This window comes from Lacibacter sp. MH-610 (genome assembly GCF_045780045.1).
Taxonomy (GTDB): domain Bacteria; phylum Bacteroidota; class Bacteroidia; order Chitinophagales; family Chitinophagaceae; genus Lacibacter.
In genome coordinates, this window is the sequence record NZ_CP116002.1 from 1044017 (window position 1) to 1059449 (window position 15433).

The window sequence follows — 15433 nt, forward strand, 5'->3', positions numbered from 1 at the left end:
CATTGACACAGATGCAAGTAAAAAACACGTTCAAACTATATGACGTGTTGAGTTAAAAACTCCTTTTACTGATCTTACTCAAACAACTGTAAAACGGGCGTCATATAAACAGCTATTGGCAGCGAAGTACCTTTCTCTTTCAATAAAATAAAATGAGAACATTTTCTTCTGTTTGGCGGGTCATTATACTGGTGGGTATTATTGCACTTTTTACATCTGCCGATGGGTGCAATGGCAATGAAATGAATGTGGGCTATTATTACATCGAAGTTCCCGGTTATGAAAACGGCGACTACTATAAGATGTTGCAAAGCTCTAACCGGGAAGAGCAATATAATGCGTTAGCCTGTTTATCCTTTGAGTACAGGGATCAGAAAGTTTTGAAATACGACTCCTTAAAAGGTACGGGTCCTTATGATACGGCTTTACTTATTTACAGGAAGGCGATGGAGTTAACCAAAAGTGCTGACAGTTGGGTAAGCAGTGCCGCCTTTCGTTTATTGGGCTCCATGGAGTTAGATGATAAAGATTCAGGTTACTATCAATGCCTGCTCAGCAACAGAAATCCATCTCTCAACGTACAATTAGAGCAGTTTGTACAAATCGTTAATAACAGTGAGTGGGAGTGGAATCCGTTGCAGCTTCATGCAAAAATGGATTTTTACCGGAACCATCCTTCCTGGTTACTTCAAAAAGCAGCACGACAACTGCTCATAACAGGCGATAGTGCTACGATGCAGAATGTGATGAATGAATACCGTACTGCAAAGGATGAAATTGATAAACGTCTTCTTTTGCAGGCTTTACTGCTGCATAAGAATACAACAGTTTTTGATTTTTTAGCAAATGAATGGCAAACCACAAAAGATGAACGTATTAAAGCAATGATTCAGCAAAGTTTGCCAACGGCATCCAATCAGCAACAGGTTATCAACTGGTATGCACAACACACACAGGAGTTATTTAAGCAGCTGCCGTCATTTATTACCGATGGATTTGCAGGATCAGCCGATTCTCCGGTTTTCAGTAAGCTGATTGTACTGGCTCTTGAAAAGGGATGGAAACCTTCTTCACTTCTTGTGAAAAGTGATGAACCACGTTTTAACGGAACACCTAAGCTGTACTATTATCTACTGGAGTCGAAGTACAACCGCAATATTCATCCGGATAGTATAGCGGAACAACAACCGGCTAACAGTAAAAGAGTTGAACAGGCTTTGCTAAAGAACGATAACTGGAATCAGGAATGGCAGATTTTTGAACAACAGCATAAAACACATTTGTTGCCGGCTGCATTAATAACAGCCCACCGGCAGTTAACAGATCAGTATATCCAACAAACAAGAATACTGATGCGGCAATATGGTATTGATTCTGTTTATTACAAAGAGTTGATCCGTTCTGTTTCAGATCAATCAAAATGGATGTATAAAGAGCCGGTGAGAGATCATTAAACCGATTGTTTAAAAAAATCTTTCTTTTTTTCATTTGATAATCAATTACATTCTGTCATTACAAGAACAGGTAGTAAATATTCTACAACTTTAATAGAGTTCCTGTTATATATTAGCGGCTGCCCTAACTATCAATTGTTTTAGGATGTTAAATGAATCCACATTAGAGTTGCTGCCATTTTTTGAAATGACGCCTGATCTTGTTTGTATAGCCGACAAAGAAGGTTATTTCAAGAAAATAAACAAGGCTACCATCGAAAAATTAGGCTATACAGAAGAAGAGTTGCTTGCCACTCCTGTCTTCTCCTTCATGCATCCCGATGACCGGGAGCGTACCGGTGCCCAACGCCAGTTATTGCTGAACGGATCTCCCATGATTAATTTTCAAAACCGGTATATCAAGAAATCGGGTGAAATTATCTGGCTGGATTGGACAGCTGTTTATTTTCCAGATAAAGAATTGGTTTTTGCAATTGCTAAAGATGTTACAGATCGGCGCCGTATGGAACAGCAGCTGCAGGCCAAGTATGAGCAGTACCGTTCTCTGGCTTCGCATTTTAAAACCAGCCTGGAGAAGGATATGAAAAATCTATCTGTGGAGTTGCAGGAAGACCTGGCGCAACTGGCAGCGGTTATAAAAATTGATCTGCAATGGGTACTCCGGTGGGAATCAGATTTGCCATCCTCTGTGGTTGAACAATTAACGCACGCCGCACAGGCCTTGGATAAAATGATGGTCACTATCCGGCGCATGTCTTTTTCACTCAGCCCTTCCATGATTCATGATATCGGGTTTTATGAAACACTGCAGTGGTATTGCAGTGAGTTCAGCGTACTCAATAATATCCCTTGTAAATTAACCGGCAATACAGCTGGAAAAACATTATCAAAAGAAATCAAACTGGATCTGTTCAGAGTAGTACAGGATGCACTGAATAATATTGCCCAGCATTCCGGGGCTACATCGGCGATTGTTGAATTAAACGAAGAAGAAAATCAATTTGTTTTACATATACGAGATGATGGCAAAGGTTTTATGATTGATGCTGTGCCTGATGAAGCAGGGATTAAGAATATGAAGGAACGTGTTATTTCCTTTGGGGGTTCTTTTTATATCACCAGTGGTAATGGCTATGGAACAACAATCCGTGTAATGATTCCAAAATAGATTCGTTATGTATTACATGGATTGATAAACACGGTTGAGCTCAAAAAGTTGAGCCAGGTTTTCAATTCCTAATTTATCAAACAATCTTGCTTTGTGTGTACCTACGGTGGAAACGCTGAGGTGAAGCTGTTCGCCGATTTCACTTACTGACTTACCATTGATTAAGAGATTGGCAATTTCCATTTCTCTTGCAGTAAGCCTTTCAAAAGGATTGCCCATGCGGTCATTGTTTGATTCTGTTGCCAACAGCTCTGCAAGTGTATCACTGATGTAACGCCTGTTGTTCAACGCCAGGTCAATTCCTTTTTTTAATTCTTCTAACCCGGATTTTTTTGAAACAAAACCCATGGCGCCGGCTTTGAGAAAGCGTTTGGCATAAATGTTTTCAGCGCCCATTGAAAAAATCAACACCTTCGCTTCGGGTTGGTTGATGCGTATAAATTCAACAAGATTTAACGGATTTGTATCGGGCAACTGCACATCCAGCAGAACGAGTTGGAAATTGTGTTCCTTGAGCTCTTGTAATGCGCTCTCCTCATTAAACGCTTCCTAGATAGTACAGGGAAAATACAGTTCTGATAAAATTTGTTTAACCCCTTTTCTTACGATCTCGTGATCATCAACAATTAAAAATTTCTTCATTTGCAGTTTTACTTTTTGTGGATGCGCATTTCCGGATTCTTGCTTTACAATACCTCTTCAGGAAATATTGCTAAGCGGATAAAACTGAACTTCACATGTAAAACAACAACGGATGTTAACAAGCTGCGGAATTTTACCCGTGGATTTTACGCAAAGAAAACAAAGAATTACGAATAGAAATTTATGTGAACCTTATTTAGCACATTCTTACAGGTTTTCACTTATTCCATTTTTGATAGGATAATTTGTTAGAAGCTGAAAAACAATCAACTATAAAAAAACCACTTTCAGTATAGAAAGTGGTTGATGTACTTCATAGATATTTCAAATAAAACCCCGGCACGAACACCGGGGTTGTGCTGATATAAAGACTAACTAACTGCTACTGTTTCAGATGGTGTTAAAAGTTCCATCATGTTAATTTCAACTGAATCGACCAGTTGTTCCTCAAGTAAAGTTGCATACGTTTCAAAATATATAATCACATCTTCTCTCACATTCCGTTGCAACCAACGGAAACCACCGGGCAAGCGTTCTAAAACTTTTTTATCTTCTAAATACTCAAGGTTATGAATATCACTGGGTGTTAAACCAACCTGTTGCAGTTTGGTAATGAGCAAGCCTGCCGGTGCATCGGTAACACCGCAATAGTCTTCTGCGAGCTCCGTCCACTCACCAATGCCGGTATGCGCATACTGCAGAATTTCTTCTTTACTAAGTTTGGTAACTACCTGTGTGAGATTGCCGCAATTACAGGATCCATGATTACCCCATGCATAATGGGCGCCGTTGCGTAAACGCTGAGCTGTTTCCCGCAGGGCATTGATTAATGTAAGATTTGCTGCTGCCATATTTTAAAGTTCAGGAGAAATACTAACCTGTTTTTGTTTTGTTGAAAGTTTAACATTACTGCAAAATAAAACCTGTAAACACTCCGTTTTAACCACATACCAACCTTGCATGAAGACAATTTTTATTTCCCTCTGTTTATTGATGTGTAATATTGCCATGCAGGCGCAAATGATTACCGGTGTGTGGAAAGGAAAGATCGGTACAGGGTTGCGTTCACAAAAAATGGAAGTGAAATTGGTGCAGAAGGGCGATAGCATTGCGGGCACCTCTTACTATTATGAAAACAGTAATCATTACAGGCGTTATAGTGTAAAAGGATACTTTAATCAGCAAACCAATGAAGTGGTATGGTGGGATGATGTATTGCTGGAACAGGTAATCCCCGGTTTCAGAGTGTTGAGCCCGAATGAAACACCGTTGCTGATGGAAGCAGATTTTAATTGCCCGGGTGGCGGTATTATGAAATTAGATGGCAAGGCAGTTCATAAAGCTAATACTAAAAGCAAAGGTGAACTACATCTCGATAAAGTGGAACAAACGCAGTTTGATGATGAGTGGAACTGGGTGATTGAAAATTATACTGTTGGGGCAAACAATCCGGAGATCATTGACAGTATTGCACAATTGCATCAACCTGTAAAGGAACCCGTTGTTACCGCAGCACCTGTACCAATACCTCGGCAACAAGAACCGAAACCTGTAACAGAACCGGCAGTTACCCAACAACGACCCTCACAATCCATTCAAAAAGCGGATACACCTGTTACAGCACCTCCGCAAAACAAACCAACAGTGGCGGTTTCAAAACCACCGGCCATTGAAGAAAAATTTGTGCAGCGTAAAAAAGTATTAACTACCGAATTGCCATTGGAAGGCGATACCATTGAAATTCACTTTTACGACAATGCAGAAATTGACGGCGACAGTATTTCCCTCTTCATGAACAACAAACTGGTATTTGAGCATGTAAAGCTGAGTGATAAGCCTTATGTTGTAAAATTTGCAGTGAATGAATTAACTGAAAACAATGAACTGGTGATGGTAGCCGAGAACTTAGGGGCTATTCCGCCTAATACTTCCTACATGATTGCTTACATCAACAAACAACGCTACACAGCCAACTTAGAAAGTACAGAAGGCAGCAGTGCTATGATACGATTTGTAAGAAGAAGTGAAAAGTAGAAAATCGAAAATGAAAAATCATTTTCGATTTTACATTTTTTATTTTTTAGTTTCCTCCACCTGGTATTCTTTCAAATGACGGTACATAAGGTTGCCGTTTTCAACAGCAATCATGCGGAGTTCCATGAATGTACTGTCAGCATCATAAAAACCAACAATGCAACTCATGGGATTGGGTCCTTTCTTTAAACCGGGTTTGGGCATAAAGCCGAGGTTGGGGTACGAAAAAATCTTTTCACCGTTGGTGCCGTTGTACGAAAACTTTACTTCATACTTGAGTGATTCTTTTTGCTCAAATAACTCCACTTTAAGTGTATTGGTTGAATCATCGTTGCTTGTTGACTCAGTATACGTTATTACCGGTCCTGATTTTACAGTTGCACGTTCTTTGGTGTAAGGTTCTGTTTTCGCAGTTTCATTATTACAGGCAATGAAGCTGAGCAGGATAATCGAAAAAAGTAATTGTTTCATGTTGTTTGGTTTTTTACCACAGAGGAAAACAGGAGTAAGGGAGCGCCACAGAGTTTCCTCACTTCCTCTGTGGTACTCTGTGATCTATATTACCACGTTAATCATCTTATTCTTAACGTAAATAATTTTCTTGGGTTGTTTTCCTTCCAGCCATTTTTGCACCACTTCATCTTTCAGCACAATGGCTTCTACTTCCTGTTGTGAAATATCCAGTGCCAGGGTGAGTTCTGTTCTTGTTTTACCATTAATGGCAACAGGATAAGCTTTGGATGATTCTTTGATATACTTCTCTTCAAATCTGGGGAAGTTGGCATCAAGAACAGAGCCGCTGTTGCCCAATGCACTCCATAACTCTTCGCTGATATGCGGTGCATAAGGCGTTAAGAGAATAAGCAACTGCTCCAGTATTTCTTTTTTATGACATTTGAGATCGCTGAGTTCATTCACACAGATCATGAACGTACTCACACCGGTGTTGAAACTGAAGCGCTCGGTATCTTCTTCAATTTTTTTGATGGTCTTGTGCAACACTTTCAATTCAGCATCGGTGGCTTTGTCATTTGTCCAAATTGCTTTTCCATCATCACCTGCCTTCGCTGAAGCTTCGGCAGGCAAGTAAAACAAACGCCAGAGTTTTTTAAGGAAGCGATGAACACCTTCAATGCCTTTTGTATCCCATGGCTTGCTGATCTCCACCGGGCCGAGGAACATTTCATACATGCGGAAGGTATCGGCGCCGTATTTATCAACGATCATATCAGGGTTCACCGTATTGAATTTGCTCTTGCTCATTTTTTCAACTTCGGAACCGCAGATGTATTTGCCATTTTCTAAACTGAATTCAGCATTTGCGTATTCACCATTACGCCATTTTTTAAACTCCTCTATATTTAATTCATATCCATCTACAAAATTTACATCTACATGTAATTTGTCAAGTTTCTTTCCTTCATAATCTTCTTCAGTCGTCAGTAATCCTTTTGATATAAATGTATTGGTGCCATTGACACGATACACAAACCTGCTACTTCCCTGTATCATCCCCTGGTTCACCAATTTCTTATACGGTTCATCATGACCGATATATCCAAGATCATACAAAGCTTTCGTCCACATGCGGCTGTAGAGTAAATGCCCTACTGCATGTTCTGTTCCTCCAATGTAGAGATCCACCTGCCCCCAGTAGTCAGAAACTTTCCGGTCACAAAATGCTTTGTCATTGTGCGGATCCATATAACGTAAGAAGTACCATGAAGAACCAGCATAACCGGGCATGGTATTCGTCTCCAAGGCGCCCCCATCCCCTAAAGGGGTGTTGGTAGCAGCGTAACTGTTTACCCAATCACTGATGTTTGCAAGTGGGCCTTCACCTTCGGGACCGGGACTATAATTTTTTACTTCGGGTAATGTTAATGGTAATTGGTCTTCTGATAATGGGTATGCAACACCATCTTTCCAAACAATCGGAAACGGTTCACCCCAATAACGCTGGCGACTGAAAGCTGCATCACGCATTTTGTAATTCACTTTACGGATGCCGATGCCTTGTTCTTCCAGTTTATTGATGACGATTTCAATAGCATCACGCATTGGCACACCGTTTAAGAAACCACTGTTTTCCAGTACGGCATCTTTGGTGGCATTGGCTTCTTCACCATTGTAATGTTTGCCGATGATATTGGTAATGGGTATATTGAAATGTTTCGCAAACTTATGATCACGTTCATCACCGCAGGGTACCGCCATAATCGCTCCTGTGCCATAACCGGCCAATACATATTCACTGATCCAGATGGGAATTTCTCTTCCGTTAAACGGATTAATAGCATAAGCACCTGTGAACACACCGCTGATCTTTTTTTCGGCCATGCGCTCCCGTTCGCTTCTGCTTTTTACATAAGCAAGATATTCGTCAACGGCAGCTGACTGCTCGGCTGATTTAATTGCATCTACCAATTCGAGTTCTGGTGCAATCACCATAAAGTCAACTCCGAAGATGGTATCAGGACGAGTGGTATAAACAACAAGCCTTGAGCTATTAGCTGTGAGCTGTGAGCTATTCCCGCTGCTCGAAGCTTTTATCTCGAAGCTGATTTCTGCTCCGCTGCTTTTACCGATCCAGTTGGTTTGCATTTCCTTCATAGCATCACTAAACTCAATGCGGTCTAAACCTTCCAATAAACGATCGGCATATTCTGTAATGCGTAAATACCATTGACGTAATTTCTTTTTCACCACAGGATGTCCGCCACGTTCACTTACACCATTCACCACTTCATCATTGGCCAACACCGTTCCCAATGCTTCACACCAGTTTACTTCGCCATAACCGCAATAGGCGAGACGGTAATCCATGAGAATGCTTTGCTTTGTTGCTTCATCAAAGTTTTTCCATTCGTCTGCTGTGAATCGGTCAACAGTCGACGGACGACGGTCCACAGCAAGAGAACCTTCTGTTTCGAATAACGAAATCAAATTGGCAATCGGTTCTGCTTTGTTGGTTCTTCTGTTGTAAAAGGAATTGAAGAGTTGAAGAAAAATCCATTGTGTCCATTTGTAATACTTAGGGTCACAGGTGCGTACTTCACGCTCCCAATCATAACAAAAACCAATATTGTCTAACTGCTTGCGGAAATTCTGAATATTGTTTTCAGTAGATACAGCAGGATGAATACCATGTTCAATGGCATATTGCTCAGCAGGCAAACCAAATGCATCATAACCCATCGGGTGTAATACATTATAACCTTTCAGTCTTTTGAATCTGCTGTAAATATCACTGGCGATATAACCCAACGGATGACCCACATGCAAACCGGCACCGCTGGGGTAGGGAAACATATCCAGCACATAAAACTTGGGTTTGGTGCTTTCGTTGCTCACTTTGTACGCATTGGTTTCTTTCCAATGCTGCTGCCATTTCTTTTCAATATCTCTGAACTTGTATTCCATAATCTGTTTGAATCTTTTTTGAACCACGAAGACGCAAAGGCACGAAGAAGAAGAATCTCAGTGCATACTATCTTACTGGTTTTTTTTGTTCCTGTTTGCACATGCTATGATGTGTGCGACGCAAGGAACGATGCCATAAGCACATTAGCCCGTAACATAAAAATTATCAAAAGAACTTTTAATTCAACATGCCCGCTATCAATGAATCACTTCAACAAGCGTGGGCTGTGCTATGTTTCCCCTTTGGGGATTGAGGGGCTATGTGAAAGAAACCTTAAGAATCCTGTTTCTTCACGCTTTATGCACCTTCAATAAAATAATGGCTTGCAGCAATCGTTAAGAGCGAACAAAATTAAGGATTGCAGGGTGAAATCGTCTATTTTTGCCCGTAGCAAAACTTACAAATCTTACTGCATGACGCAAGTACAAAGCAAAGCAAGCATGAAACGCTCCAAGCCCTCGTATGTGCTTTCCATCATCGGGGTGGCGCTGGTCTTAATCATTCTCGGAATCCTTGGTTGGAACTTTTTAAACGTACGGAAAGTAAGTAAAGTGCTGCGGGAAAACATCCAGATTCATGCCTGGCTCACTACCGGCAATCAAAAAGCGGTGGATAGTGTACAGAACTACATCAAAGCACAGCCTTATGTGAAGAGCTGGGAGTATGTAACCAAGGAAAAAGCAAAAGCTATTTATAATAAAGACGGAAACGAAAGCTGGGATAAAATTCTCAATGAAAATCCCCTGCCCGAAAGCATCGATTTTTTTGCCAACAGTGAGTATGTGCAAAAAGACAGTCTGCTGAAAATTGCCGCCGATCTGCAGGCAAAATTCCCGGGTGTGATCAGCGAAGTGCAATACCCGGCAGAGCTGGTGGTGACGATTACTGACCGCAGCCGCAAGTTTGGAATCGCTTTTCTGATCCTGGCCCTGATGCTGAGTATTGTGGTGATTGTGCTGATTGATAATACCATTCGCCTGGCTATGTTCAGCAACCGTTTTTTGATCAAAACAATGCAGATGGTGGGCGCCACCCGTGGTTTTATTGCCAAGCCCATGAACATACGTGCTGTTATTAACGGACTCATCAGCTCTGTGATTGCCATCGGCGCTATCTGGGCAATGATTTTATGGATTGAAAGTTATGTGCCTGATATGAAGGCCCTTCGTGACCCGATGAACTATGTGATTTTATTTGGCGGTATTGTGTTGATAGGCGTGGGCATTTCCCTGTACAGTACACACCGGAGTGTGATGAAATATCTGAAGATGAAGCTGGATGAGCTCTATTAAAAGTTGACAGCTGAAGGATGACGGTTCACAGGCATTTCTGCCAGCTATCAACTGTCCTCTGTCAACTGTTTTTCCCTATCTTCGCCCCTCAACAAACGATTATGAAAGAGAAAAAAATCATAAGCATTTTTGATAAACAGAATTACCTGTGGATGGTGATTGGTGCTGTTACGATTATTCTTGGTTTTTTGCTGATGATTGGCGGTAAAAGTGCCGACCCGAATGTGTTTAATAAAGAGGAGGTGTACAGTTTCCGCCGTATTACATTAGCACCCATCTTGATTGTGGCAGGTTTGATTATTGAGATCTATGCCATCATGAAAAAGCCGAAGGACTAAGAAAAAAAATATTTGAAGATTAACCGATTTGAAGATTTGAAAATTTGTAGTTCAAACTCTCAAATCGGTTTTTTAATTTTCAAATTCATTCATTTTCAAACCCGCCTGCCGTCGGGCAGGTTTTCAAATTGTCTCCGTGAGCACACTTGAATCCATCATCATTGCCATTGTAGAAGGAATAACAGAATACCTGCCCATCAGCAGTACCGGTCATATGATCATTGCAGAAAGGTTGCTGGGCGTGGAGAGTGATAATTTTACCAAGCTGTTCACCATTGCTATTCAGTTGGGTGCTATTTTAAGTGTGGTGGTGTTGTATTGGAAGAAGTTTATTCAATTCAAGAACTGGAAGTTTTATGCAAAACTTGTTGTAGCGGTGATTCCTGCACTGGTGCTGGGGAAGTTGTTCAGCGACCAGATTGATGCATTACTGGAAAGTCCGCTTACGGTTGCCATTACATTACTGCTTGGTGGTTTTGTGTTGCTGGTAATTGATAAAGTATTTAAAGAACATCCCGTGCAGAAAGAAGAAGATATTTCATTTGGCAAAGCCATCATGATCGGTTTGTGGCAATGTGTAGCCATGATACCCGGTGTGAGCCGAAGTGCTGCCAGTATTATTGGTGGTATGCAGCAAAAACTCACACGCTCTTTAGCAGCTGAGTTTTCCTTTTTCCTGGCCGTGCCTACCATGGCAGCTGCTACCGGTTATTCTTTATTTCTGAAAGACTGGACTGAAAACGGGGTGGAGCAAAAAGGATATGAACTGATTATAAATGACCATGCCAATCTGCATGCTTTTCTTATCGGCAATGTGGTTGCCTTTATTGTAGCCATGCTGGCTATTAAATTTTTTATCGGCTATTTACAAAAGCACGGGTTTCGTTTGTTTGGCTGGTACCGGATTATTGTAGGTATTCTGTTGTTGATTTTATTGTGGACAGGATATTTGAAATGAGTTCAACAGTTTTTCTTTGCGCCTTTGTATCTTTTGTGCCTTTGCGTGAAATAAAAGTTTGAAAATTTCTTCCTACTTTCCTGTTTCAAATCAACCAACCCTCCACATGCAGACCGCTCCCAAAAAAGTTGTGAACGCCTGGGCCATGTACGACTGGGTCAACAGTGTTTACAATTTAGTGATTACTTCAACCATGTTCCCCGCCTATTTTGAAGAAGTTACCAAAGGCAATAATGGAAATGTGCGCTTTTTAGGCCGGGAGTTTGTCAATACATCGCTCTATAATTATGCACTGGCCTTTGCTTTTTTGATGGTGGCTTTTATGTCGCCTATTCTTTCTTCCATTGCTGATTATAAAGGCAACAAGAAAAACTTCATGCGCTTTTTTGCAACGCTGGGCAGTGGATCCTGTTCCCTGCTTTTTTTATTTAAGGGAGATAACTTACTGCTGGGGATTGTGTGCGTGGTGTTAGCCTGTATCGGTTTTTGGGCAAGCCTGGTGTTTTACAATTCTTATTTACCGGAGATAGCTGCAGAAGAAGACCGTGACCGTATCAGCGCCAAGGGATTTACCATGGGTTATTTAGGCAGTGTGCTGTTGCAGGTGGTTTGTTTTGCCTTATTCTTTTTCCCCACCAGTTTTGGTTTAAAAGATGGCACACAGGCTTTACAGGTTTCGTTTTTAATGGTGGGTATCTGGTGGTTCGGCTTTGCACAAATACCATTGTCTGTTCTTCCCATTTCTTCAAAGTCCGAACGGAAAAGTAAACATCATGTTTTAGCCAATGGCTTTATTGAGCTGAAAAAAGTATGGCTGCAATTAATCCATATGCCGGTGCTTAAGCGCTTCCTGTTTTCTTTTTTCTTTTATAATATGGGCGTACAAACAGTAATGCTGGCGGCAACACTTTATGGAAAAAGTGAACTGGCAATTCCTACCACCAATTTGATTATTGCTATTCTGCTCATTCAATTAGTGGCCATTCCCGGTGCCATTTTGATTTCTAAACTCAGTGGAAAAATCGGCAACATCAAAGCATTGATGATTTGTGTAGCTATCTGGATTGTTCTATGTTACGCCGGTTACCTCATTCCCAAAGGTGGCATTATGGAGTTTTATGTACTGGCGGCCTGTGTAGGCTTTGTGATGGGTGGCATTCAAAGTTTAAGCCGCTCTACTTATGCCAAGCTCATGCCCGAAACAAAAGATACTACTTCGTTCTTCAGCTTTTATGATGTAACGGAAAAGATTGCCATCGTTATCGGTATGTTCAGCTTTGGATATATTACAGAGCTGTTCAATGGATCGCAACGCAATTCTGTACTGGCGTTGATGAGCTTCTTTGTCATCGGTCTCATCTTATTATTCTTTACTTTGCAGGCACAGCAAAAAGCAAAGTCATGAACCTTTATACTATTAACACCGGTTATTTTAAACTTGACGGTGGTGCTATGTTTGGCGTAGTTCCCAAAAGCATCTGGAACAAACTCAACCCGGCTGATGAAAACAATATGTGCAACTGGGCTTTGCGTTGTTTGTTGATTGAAGACGGCAACCGTTTGATTTTGATTGACACCGGCAATGGTACCAAGCAGGATGAAAAATTCTGGAGCCATTATTATTTACATGGTGATGATACCTTGCATTCATCCTTAGCCCAACATGGATTTAAAGCCGATGATATTACCGACGTTATTCTCACGCATCTGCATTTTGATCATTGTGGCGGTGCAGTGGATTTAGTGGATGGTAAATTGGTAACCGCTTTTAAAAATGCCACTTACTGGAGCAATGAGGCGCATTGGGATTGGGCCGTACATCCCAATGCCCGGGAGAAGGCTTCCTTCTTAAAAGAAAATATTTTGCCGATACAGGAGAGCGGACAGTTGAAGTTTATGAAGCATGATGGTCAATATCTCCTGCCAGACAGAAATAATAAAGGATGGTCAGCTTATCCACCAGAATCTTCTATTAATTACAGGGTAAAGTTTACTGAAAATATCAGCATCCGTTTTGCTGATGGTCACACATCAGCAATGATGTTACCTCAAATAGAGTATAAAGGCAGGACCATTGTTTATATGGCCGATTTGCTTCCCTCAGCTGCTCATATTCCCTTACCGTATGTAATGGGGTATGATATGAATCCATTAAGAACATTACAGGAAAAAGAAGCTTTTTTAAAAGAAGCTGTAGCCGGAGATTTTATTCTTTTCTTTGAGCACGACCCCAAAATTGAATGCTGTACACTGCAACAAACTGAAAAAGGTGTGCGGATGAAAGAAGCCTTTCCGCTTACTGCAATCTGATTTATCGCCTGATTAAAGATGTAAGTGGGTAACGGATATTTTTATAATCCATCATATCCACTTTTACACTACCTACAGAAATGGGGCTTTCAATACGTAAAGGCATTTTATTGGCATCATCACTCACCCAAACCGTCATCTTTTCACCACCGGTAAAAATGGTTCCTTCAATAAGTAACGGTTTAAACTTAATGGCATTAAAGCGGCCATACTTTGTTTTAATTTTTTCTTTGCCCAGGTAGCGTACATAGAGACTATAATATTTGTCGTCAATAAACATCGTAAAAGGAATCTGTGCCCCCGGTTTGTATTTATTAAAATCAATATTTCTGCAGTAATAAATGGCGCTTAACACATCATGCACACAATTAGGCACTTTGAATGTTCCGTTGGTAGATGTTGCGGTATTGGCTTCATGATTAAAGGTTACGGTTTCAAATTTTTTATAGTCACCTTCCTGTACATTGCGAATGAATTTATAGGGTTGTAAGGAACCGGTATCAACATAAGTTTCATAACGGTCACGTACTTTAAACAGGCCATCAAAAAAGGAATTGGTTTTTCCTTCGCCCACAATATGATAAACCGGTTTTCCATTGAGGCGGTCATTCTTTATACTGAAAGTAGCATCTCCGCCATACACATAAATACCTGCAAGCGTATAGTACACATGATAGTTTATGCTTTCGCCGGCCAGCCAGGCATAGTTACGCAAACCACAGAACTCCGTTTCTGAACCCTGGTTTTGCGGAACAGCAGCAGTAAGACTTACCAGCATCAATACAACAGCCAATCGAATCATCGTTCTTTAAATATTTTAATCGTTAGCAAAAATAAACTGCCCACCAACGCCGGCAATGCAAGATTCAGCAACCACATCGTTACTGTTCCGGCCAGTACTGCCAGTGCATTGGTTGTAAATAAACCTGCAATAGCTAATGCCACTTTTCCACGGATGCCGATTTCTGCAATGGCAAAACCAGGTACAATAGCCATTATCAAAAATACGAGAGAGATGCACCAAAACGCCTGCCATCCGTCCATTTCTGTTTGTAAAGCCTTCCACATGAGTACATATTGCATTGCAAATACTATAAAACGCAACAGGGAGTAAAATAATATTTTTCCATTGGTAACGGCTGTTAAATGTTCAAGCACAAAGGCAAATGAAAACTTTTCTTTCACTTTCGGAAAACGTTGCATGAGTGATACCAGCCAGGACATTCTGAAATAAAACAAACAGGTGATGACGGCAGCCAGCAGCACACCGTAAGTAAAAAGCCGGAAAACAAGTGTAGAAAAACCGGTGCCGGCAAAATGTGCCTGTTGTAATGGTTGTTTCAGAACTAATAAACTGATGCAGCCGAAAATAAGCGTTATAAGCAATTGCGAAACACTGCAAAAAACCGTTAAAGCAATACCACGTAAACGGAAAGCTGGTTGCAGGTATAAAATCCTGCCGCCATACTCGCCAATGCGGTTAGGCGTATTCATAGCAAAGGATAAACCGCTCAGTACGGATTCAAAACTCTTTGCAAAGCTGATGGGTTGAAATTTATTCACCAATACATACCATTTATACGTTTCAAGCGCCCAGTTTACCGGCATTAGTGCAACGGCCAGCCATAACTGCCAGGCATGTTTGCCTGTCATACTTTCTTTCAGGTGCTGCCAGGCAAGGGGTAAGTCGGGCTGCTGCCGTATTTGGTTGTATAAGGAAATACTAATCCACAGAAACAGTACGGGTCCCAGGAAGTAATTGATAAAGATTTTGTAGTTCTTTTTCAGTTTCGGTTATTTGTTCAAAATTAAA

The 15433-nt window shown here is 41.0% G+C and carries 14 protein-coding genes; 8 read left to right on the forward strand and 6 right to left on the reverse strand.

Going from position 1 to position 15433, the window contains the following annotated elements; all coding sequences use genetic code 11:
- The first annotated feature begins 152 nt into the window (after window positions 1-152).
- Both PDL71_RS04730 and PDL71_RS04735 read left to right on the forward strand, forming a co-directional pair.
- Window positions 153-1454, forward strand: coding sequence for a hypothetical protein (locus PDL71_RS04730; RefSeq protein WP_407526056.1), 1302 nt, complete (start codon window positions 153-155; stop codon window positions 1452-1454).
- A 145-nt stretch (window positions 1455-1599) separates the two neighbouring features.
- Window positions 1600-2622 carry a PAS domain S-box protein gene (locus PDL71_RS04735; protein ID WP_407526059.1) on the forward strand — a complete coding sequence of 341 codons (1023 nt, stop codon included), beginning with the start codon at window positions 1600-1602 and terminating at the stop codon, window positions 2620-2622.
- Between the two features lie 12 nt (window positions 2623-2634).
- Here PDL71_RS04735 and PDL71_RS04740 read toward each other — a convergent pair whose 3' ends face one another.
- Window positions 2635-3102 carry a LuxR C-terminal-related transcriptional regulator gene (locus PDL71_RS04740; protein WP_407526062.1) on the reverse strand — a complete coding sequence of 156 codons (468 nt, stop codon included), beginning with the start codon at window positions 3100-3102 and terminating at the stop codon, window positions 2635-2637.
- Window positions 3103-3635: 533 nt separating this feature from the next.
- Window positions 3636-4115: a hypothetical protein gene (locus tag PDL71_RS04745; protein ID WP_407526064.1), complete on the reverse strand. Its 480-nt coding sequence runs from the start codon at window positions 4113-4115 to the stop codon at window positions 3636-3638.
- Window positions 4116-4224: 109 nt separating this feature from the next.
- On the opposite strand from PDL71_RS04745, the gene PDL71_RS04750 reads away from it, so the two are divergent.
- Entirely contained in the window at window positions 4225-5298 is a 1074-nt protein-coding gene (locus tag PDL71_RS04750) for a hypothetical protein (RefSeq protein WP_407526066.1), read from the forward strand.
- Between the two features lie 39 nt (window positions 5299-5337).
- Here PDL71_RS04750 and PDL71_RS04755 read toward each other — a convergent pair whose 3' ends face one another.
- Both PDL71_RS04755 and leuS read right to left on the reverse strand, forming a co-directional pair.
- Entirely contained in the window at window positions 5338-5769 is a 432-nt protein-coding gene (locus PDL71_RS04755) for a hypothetical protein (protein ID WP_407526069.1), read from the reverse strand.
- An 84-nt stretch (window positions 5770-5853) separates the two neighbouring features.
- Window positions 5854-8721 carry a leucine--tRNA ligase gene (leuS, locus tag PDL71_RS04760; RefSeq protein WP_407526072.1) on the reverse strand — a complete coding sequence of 956 codons (2868 nt, stop codon included), beginning with the start codon at window positions 8719-8721 and terminating at the stop codon, window positions 5854-5856.
- A gap of 414 nt (window positions 8722-9135) precedes the next feature.
- On the opposite strand from leuS, the gene PDL71_RS04765 reads away from it, so the two are divergent.
- The 5 genes from PDL71_RS04765 to PDL71_RS04785 all read left to right on the forward strand — a co-directional run bounded on the left by PDL71_RS04765 (window position 9136) and on the right by PDL71_RS04785 (window position 13620).
- Window positions 9136-10014 (forward strand): cell division protein FtsX, encoded by an 879-nt coding sequence (locus tag PDL71_RS04765; protein WP_407526075.1) that lies wholly within the window; start codon window positions 9136-9138, stop codon window positions 10012-10014.
- Between the two features lie 101 nt (window positions 10015-10115).
- The gene (locus tag PDL71_RS04770; protein WP_407526078.1) at window positions 10116-10352 is read left to right on the forward strand and encodes a DUF3098 domain-containing protein; all 237 of its coding nucleotides are present in this window, start codon (window positions 10116-10118) and stop codon (window positions 10350-10352) included.
- Between the two features lie 136 nt (window positions 10353-10488).
- The gene (locus PDL71_RS04775) at window positions 10489-11310 is read left to right on the forward strand and encodes an undecaprenyl-diphosphate phosphatase (RefSeq protein WP_407526080.1); all 822 of its coding nucleotides are present in this window, start codon (window positions 10489-10491) and stop codon (window positions 11308-11310) included.
- Window positions 11311-11416: 106 nt separating this feature from the next.
- Window positions 11417-12715: an MFS transporter gene (locus tag PDL71_RS04780; RefSeq protein ID WP_407526083.1), complete on the forward strand. Its 1299-nt coding sequence runs from the start codon at window positions 11417-11419 to the stop codon at window positions 12713-12715.
- On the forward strand, window positions 12712-13620 hold the full coding sequence (locus tag PDL71_RS04785) for an MBL fold metallo-hydrolase (RefSeq protein WP_407526086.1): 909 nt from the start codon (window positions 12712-12714) through the stop codon (window positions 13618-13620). The genes PDL71_RS04780 and PDL71_RS04785 overlap by 4 nt, the downstream gene beginning before the upstream one ends.
- 1 nt (window position 13621) lies before the next feature.
- Here the strand turns inward: PDL71_RS04785 and PDL71_RS04790 are convergent, their stop codons facing one another.
- The gene (locus PDL71_RS04790; RefSeq protein ID WP_407526089.1) at window positions 13622-14422 is read right to left on the reverse strand and encodes a DUF3108 domain-containing protein; all 801 of its coding nucleotides are present in this window, start codon (window positions 14420-14422) and stop codon (window positions 13622-13624) included.
- On the reverse strand, window positions 14419-15273 hold the full coding sequence (locus PDL71_RS04795; RefSeq protein ID WP_407526092.1) for a hypothetical protein: 855 nt from the start codon (window positions 15271-15273) through the stop codon (window positions 14419-14421). The genes PDL71_RS04790 and PDL71_RS04795 overlap by 4 nt, the downstream gene beginning before the upstream one ends.
- Window positions 15274-15433 lie beyond the last annotated feature (160 nt).

Bases quoted from the DNA above. Each gene is read 5' to 3' on its own strand.
- PDL71_RS04750 (WP_407526066.1), top strand. From the start codon at position 4,225: ATGAAGACAATTTTTATTTCCCTCTGTTTATTGATGTGTAATATTGCC.
- PDL71_RS04730 (WP_407526056.1), top strand. From the start codon at position 153: ATGAGAACATTTTCTTCTGTTTGGCGGGTCATTATACTGGTGGGTATT.
- PDL71_RS04790 (WP_407526089.1), bottom strand. From the start codon at position 14,422: ATGATTCGATTGGCTGTTGTATTGATGCTGGTAAGTCTTACTGCTGCT.
- PDL71_RS04780 (WP_407526083.1), top strand. From the start codon at position 11,417: ATGCAGACCGCTCCCAAAAAAGTTGTGAACGCCTGGGCCATGTACGAC.
- PDL71_RS04755 (WP_407526069.1), bottom strand. From the start codon at position 5,769: ATGAAACAATTACTTTTTTCGATTATCCTGCTCAGCTTCATTGCCTGT.
- PDL71_RS04745 (WP_407526064.1), bottom strand. From the start codon at position 4,115: ATGGCAGCAGCAAATCTTACATTAATCAATGCCCTGCGGGAAACAGCT.
- PDL71_RS04785 (WP_407526086.1), top strand. From the start codon at position 12,712: ATGAACCTTTATACTATTAACACCGGTTATTTTAAACTTGACGGTGGT.
- PDL71_RS04735 (WP_407526059.1), top strand. From the start codon at position 1,600: ATGTTAAATGAATCCACATTAGAGTTGCTGCCATTTTTTGAAATGACG.
- PDL71_RS04770 (WP_407526078.1), top strand. From the start codon at position 10,116: ATGAAAGAGAAAAAAATCATAAGCATTTTTGATAAACAGAATTACCTG.
- PDL71_RS04765 (WP_407526075.1), top strand. From the start codon at position 9,136: ATGACGCAAGTACAAAGCAAAGCAAGCATGAAACGCTCCAAGCCCTCG.
- PDL71_RS04795 (WP_407526092.1), bottom strand. From the start codon at position 15,273: ATGACAGGCAAACATGCCTGGCAGTTATGGCTGGCCGTTGCACTAATG.
- leuS (WP_407526072.1), bottom strand. From the start codon at position 8,721: ATGGAATACAAGTTCAGAGATATTGAAAAGAAATGGCAGCAGCATTGG.